We start from the raw sequence: 6,135 nt of genomic DNA, 5'->3' as shown, positions 1-6,135 counted from the left end.
CACTCCGCAGGACGCAAGAAGCCCTCGCCGCACGAAGTGCGCAGCGAGGGCTTCTTGCATGTCCGAGGACGCGCCGGAAAGTAAACATACGGCAGCCCCGGACAGCGACTACAGGGCTATCGATTACCCCGTGTTCTGCAGTCCTGCCGAGACGCCGGTCACAGTCGAAAGAATCAGGCTCATGTACTCGGCCTTCTTCTCCTCGGCCATCTCGTCCTGGTTCATGCGCACCTCGCGAAGGGCGCGAACCTGGGCGATAGACAGGGCGTCGACGTAGGGGTTGCGCACGCGGACGGCGCAGCCGAGCACACGGCGGCGCTGCAGCGGCCATTCGTCACCGACGATGGCAAGAACCCACTTACGCGTGAGCTGCATCTCGGTGAAGACCTTCTCGGACAAATCCTGGCGATCGCCCAGGTGCAGGTACATCTTGGCGATGCGCTGGTCGGTCTTGGCGATCGACATCTCGATGTTGTCGATAAAGGTGCGGAAGAACGGCCACTCCTGGTAGGCAGCCTTAAGCTGGTCCAGATCGCCAAACTGCTCGCAGGCGGTACCCAGGCCGTACCAGGCGGCCAGATTGATGCGCGCCTGGCTCCAGCTGAAGATCCACGGAATGGTACGCAGGTCGTCGAGCGACTTGGCACCCAAACCGCGCTTGGCGGGACGCGAGCCGATCGGCAGCAGACCGACCTCGGTCAGCGGCGTCACGGTCGAGAACCACGGTGTAAAGTCCTCGGTGTTCAGCAGGTCCAGATAGCGCTCGTGGCTTACGGCGTTGAGCTTCTCGGCCATATCCCAGAACTTCTGCGTGGTCTCGGTGTTGGTCTTCTCGACGCTCGGGGCCGACTGCAAAAGCGTTGCGGCGGCAACGGACTCAACATGGCGCTGAGCCAGCGTACGGTTGCCGTAACGGGCAAAGATGACCTCGCCCTGCTCGGTGAGCTTAAAGAAGCAGTTGACCGAACCCTTGGGCTGCGCCAGCACGGCCTTGTTGGCCGGACCGCCGCCACGGCCCACGGCACCGCCGCGACCGTGCATGAGCACCAGGTCGATATCGTTCTTCTCGGCCCACTTGGCAATGCGCTCCTGCGCGGAGTGCAGCGCGAGCATGGCCGTGGTAGGACCGGCATCCTTGGAGGAGTCGGAATAGCCCAGCATGACCTCCATGCGGCGGTTGGTCTGGGCAAGGCGCTTTTGCACCACGGGCAGCGTAAGCATCTGGTCGAGCACGTCGACGCAGCCCTCGAGGTCCTCGAGCTGCTCAAACAGCGGGATCACGTCGAGCTCGGGGACATCCTCCTCGTGTGCGAAAGACAGGTGAGCAAGCTCGAAGACGTCGGCCACATGCTGGGCACTCTTGGTGAACGAGATGATGTAGCGGTGCGCCATCTTCTTGCCGTAGCGCTTTTGGATGGAGCCGATAGCGCGGAAGGTATCGATGACCTCGCGCGTCATGGGCTGCAGGTCGCCATGGATACCGTTCTCGTGGATATCCTTGAGGGCGCGGGCGTGCACCACGGAGTGCTGACGGAACTCCATCTCGACCATATGGAAGCCGAAGGACTCGACCTGCCAGATGATGGTCTGGACCGGGCCGTAGGCAGCACGGACGGCACCGCAGGCGGCCAGGGAGCGCTGAACGACGCGCAGGTCATCCAAGAACTCGTCTGCGCTGTGGTACATGGTGTCGGTGATGCGACGCACGGTGGCGTTCAGACGGTCGGCCATGACGAGCATGACGGCGCGATGCGGCTCGTGCTCGGAGATCAGCTCGGCGCGTGCGGTGTACTGGGTGCTCATCTCGACCTGATGGTTCCACAGGTTGATGAGCTCGGCAGACGGCTTGCTGTAGGTGGCCTCGAGCGTGAGGTTGCGGCCGATGCGGCGGCACTTGTCCTCGAGCTTGAGCACCATGTGGGTGAAGTACTTGGCGGCGACCTCACGGCTCACCTTGGCGGTGACGTTGGGGTTACCGTCGCGGTCGGAACCGATCCAGCTGCCGGGATGGAAGAACGCCGGGCACAGCGGCGGCACGGTACCCGCCTTGTCGCCCAGCACCCAGTCGTCAAAACGACGATAGATAACGGGGATGACGTCGAACAGCGTGTTATCGAAGATGTCGATGATGGTATCGGCTTCCTCGACCGGCGTGGGCTTCTTGAGCGCGATGGGGCTCGTACGCACCAGAGCGTCGATTTCCTGCAGCATATGGCGCTCGTTCTCCACTAGGTCGGAGCCGCCCAGGCGCGAACGCTCCTCCAGCAGGTTGGAAATACGGCGAATCTTGCCCTCGACGGCCTTACGACGGGCCTCGGTGGGATGTGCGGTAAAGACAGGGTGGAACTCCAGCTTGTCGAGCAGCTCGTTGGCGCCCTCGACACCCATCTCGTTTACCAACTGGTGATAGGCGACGGTGAGCTCGTTGGCGGGATCGACCTCGGTATCGGTCGATGCGCCGGCCTCGCGCTCGCGCAGCTGCGCCACGCGGTAGTTCTCCTCCGACAGGTTTGCCAGATGGAAGAAGCTCGTAAAGGCGCGGACGATAACCTGCTGCTTATCGAGCGGCAGACTGTCGATCAGATCAACGACCTCGCGAAACGCCACGGCGGTGGGCTCGTCGGCAGTGGGCACGCCCTGCTCGTCGACGGACTCGTCGGCAGCACGGGTGCCGGGGTTTCCGGCGTTGGCCACAATCTCGGCTGTCAAAATCTTGTCGAACAGGTCCGCGATCTCGGGATCATACTCGCTAAGCACACGGCGCTCCAGGCGCAAGAACAGCGCCAGATTGTCGCGCAGCTCCTCGGGGATCTCGATCTCAGCGAGACGCTCCTTGGATTCGGCATTCGAGCCGATTCGGTTAACGAGGCGGTTGACCACGGCAGCGACGCGCGCCGCGGCTTCGGGTACAGACTGGTTGCTTAGGTTCTCAGCCACGTTTCCTCCCATTCCTCCTTCTATGCACGTAACATGCGGTATTCATTATAGGCGCTTGCGAAATACTTTCGACACTGATTGCGCTTTACCACACAAAAGTTTTTTCTGCATTGCAAGGGTTTTTGCTCTAAATGGTCGTATTTCTCGGTGGACGGCATACACAAACGGGGGCATTCCGCATAAATGCGAAACACCCCCGTAACAATCGCTCGCAATGGACGAGACACTCAAGCGGACCCGCAGCTCAAAATGATGCGCTACAGGCGCTCGCGAACCGCCTCGACGACGTTGGCCAGATCGGCAAGGACCTCTTCATGGCTCTCCATGTCGCGCACCTTGACCTTGCCGGCGGCAAGCTCGTCGCCACCCAGGACCAAAATGAGCTTGGCGCCAACCTTGTCGGCCTGCTTAAACTGAGCTTTGAGCGAACGACCCTGGTAGTCGGCCTCGGTCACGATGCCAGCGGCGCGAAGCTCCTGCGTGATGGCAAAGACGTTCTGGCGCAGCTCCTTGCCGGCGTTGGCGACGTAGACGCACGGGGCCTCCTCGGCACCCAAGTCGTTACCAAAGGCCTGCAGGGCCAGCAGGGCGCGCTCAAAACCGACAGCGAAGCCGACGCCCGCCGTGGGCTTGCCACCCTCGAGCTCGACCAGACCGTCATAGCGACCGCCGCCACCAATGGAGCCGACACCGGCGCCGGGAGCCTCGACCTCAAAGACGGTACGGGTGTAGTAGTCCAGACCACGCACCAGTGTGGGATCCTCGACATACTCGATACCGGCGGCATCCAGATAGCGCTTGACCTGCTCGTAGTGCTCGCGGCACTCGTCGCACAGGTTGTCGCCCATCAGCGGCGCGTCGGCCATGATCTCGCGGCAGTGGTCGTTCTTGCAGTCGAAGGCACGCAGCGGGTTGAGCTCGGCGCGCTCGCGGCACTCGTCACACATCTCGTCAGCGTGATCGAGGATAAACTGCTTGACCTGCTCGCGGTAAGCCGGACGGCACTGAGCGTCGCCCATCGAGTTAATGAGCAGACGGAGCTTGGAAAGATCGAAGCCCAGGCGCTTGTAAAACTCCATGAGCATGATGATGCACTCGGCGTCTGCCGCCGGATCGGGAGCGCCGAGCCACTCGATACCCACCTGGTGGAACTGACGCAGGCGGCCCTTCTGGGGACGCTCGCCGCGGAACATGGCCTCGGCGTAGTAAGCCTTAAACGGCGTGGAGCCCTGGGGCACCAGGTTGTTCTCCACGACTGCGCGCACCACACCGGCCGTGCCCTCGGGACGAAGCGCCAGGCGCTGCTTGGGCTTGAGTTTTGTGTCGGTGCCCTCGGTAAAGACGCGCTCCAGGTTGGCGCCGCTAAAGACGCGGAACATCTCCTTGCGCACGACGTCGGTCGACTGGCCGATGCCGTGGACAAAGACGTCCACCTGCTCGATCGCGGGCGTCTCGATGGGTTTAAAACCAAACGGCTCGAACACGCCGGCAGCGATCTGCTGCATCTTTTGCCAAGCGCGCATCTCGGCGCCGATAAGGTCGCGGGTTCCCTCCGCCTTCTGTGCCTGCATGGGCAAACACCTTTCTTTTGTATCGCGTCATAGGTAGTGGACATTATACGGCACAAACACAAACAGCGGCGGCGCGTCTGACCGAACGAGGGTATGGGGACTCGTTCGGCCAGATGCACCGCCGCGGTGTGCAATCTGCAATCCTTCCGCCTCTTCGGATCACAAAATCCGTTGGACGGAAAGACTTCGGGTCATCTCTTGAGCCCGTGGCTGCATGGGAAACCGAATGACGGTACGAGCATCCATTCGGCTTCCAAGGCAGCCACGGACAAAACGGGGCAAAGAGCTACGAGCGACGTCGTCCCTACTCCCCCGCCACGCTCGCGCGCAGCTTAGCCGCGATGGGCTCAGACGCCAGCAGGAACACCAGCATTGCCACCGAGCACGCCAGGCACACGATCCATGTGCTCGTAAAGGAGCCCGTGGCATCGAACAGTATTCCCGAGACGATGGCGCCCACCGTGCCGCCAACCATCTCGAGCGAGGTGATGGCGCCCGTTACCTTGCCCAGGTCGGCCATGCCAAACTGCTTGGACGCGGCAATGGTAGGCGTGATGGTGCCCATGCACGTTCCGATTCCAAAGCTAATGGCAGCCACAATGGGGCCAAGGTCGGTTGCGGGAAAGCACAGGGCGGCGCAGGCGATGATGCACGCGACAGAACCCAGCACATTGCCAAAGCGCAGGCCAAAACGGTCGTAAATGGCGCCGAGCGAAATCTTGGCGATAACGACGGTGACCATGTAGGCCGAAAGAACCGTACCGGCCCACATGGGGTCGTGGCCACCCGTGACGATCTTGGCACCGTTGACGGTAACGCTCGTCATGTTGGTGACCTGGTTGGGCAAAATGGCGCCGTTAACGAGGCCCATAAAGAGAAAGGCGACGACGAGCAGCCAAAACGCCGGGCTCTTCTTGATGCGAGACCAGCCAACGTTAACCTCGGGCGCCGTGCGCTCGTCCTTGTCGCCAGCCGTCGAGACGGACGGATCGCCCGGGTTCTCGCCGAGCGGCTTCAGGCCAATCTCGGAAGGTTTGGTGCGGAAGGAATACGCCGTGATGGGCAGCGCCGCCACCATGCAGACGGCGGCAAGCACCAGAAAGGCGGAGCGCCAACCCACGCTCACGATAAGTGAACTCACAATCGGCGAAAGGATGGCACCGCCAAAGCCCGAGCCCGAAAGCGCGATGGAGATGGCAAGACCGCGCTTGGCGGTAAACCAATTAGCGGTCACCAGGCTAATAAGCAGACGGGTCGATGCGACGGCGAAGCAGCCCGAGACGGCAAAGAGCACGTAGACCTGCCACAGCTCACCGACAAAGCTCATGCCCACGAGCACCGCCGAGGTGGCGATGACGGTAAGCGAACCCAAAATACGACCACTAACCTTGTCGGCAACATGGCCAATGACAAGCGATCCGATAACGCTCACCACCGTGGAGATCGCATTGGAGATGTTGTACTGCGCAAGAGATATCCCCAAGTCGCTGACGATGAGCGGCTGGAACAGGCTCATGCAGTTGACGAAAATGGTGTAGCACGTGGCCATGATCACAAAGCCGGAGGCCACCACGAGCCAGCCGGGGAAGAACTTACGTTGCTGAGACATACTGTTCCTTTTTAAGCA

The 6,135-nt window shown here is 61.6% G+C and carries 3 protein-coding genes; all 3 read right to left on the bottom strand.

All coding sequences use genetic code 11. The features are described 5' to 3' along the window. Positions 1-123 precede the first annotated feature (123 nt). A complete protein-coding gene (locus PMX72_RS05885; protein WP_416378026.1) occupies positions 124-2,937 on the bottom strand; it encodes a phosphoenolpyruvate carboxylase in 2,814 nt (937 codons plus the stop codon). Between the two features lie 257 nt (positions 2,938-3,194). Next, entirely contained in the window at positions 3,195-4,508 is a 1,314-nt protein-coding gene (gene hisS, locus PMX72_RS05880; protein ID WP_117757833.1) for a histidine--tRNA ligase, read from the bottom strand. A gap of 304 nt (positions 4,509-4,812) precedes the next feature. Beyond that, positions 4,813-6,117 carry an MFS transporter gene (locus PMX72_RS05875; protein ID WP_271728794.1) on the bottom strand — a complete coding sequence of 435 codons (1,305 nt, stop codon included), beginning with the start codon at positions 6,115-6,117 and terminating at the stop codon, positions 4,813-4,815. Positions 6,118-6,135 lie beyond the last annotated feature (18 nt).

This window comes from Collinsella aerofaciens, assembly GCF_028207065.1.
Lineage (GTDB): Bacteria > Actinomycetota > Coriobacteriia > Coriobacteriales > Coriobacteriaceae > Collinsella > Collinsella aerofaciens_AR.
The sequence above is the reverse complement of the archived record's forward strand: the minus strand, read 5'-3'. Positions and strand labels throughout refer to the sequence as shown.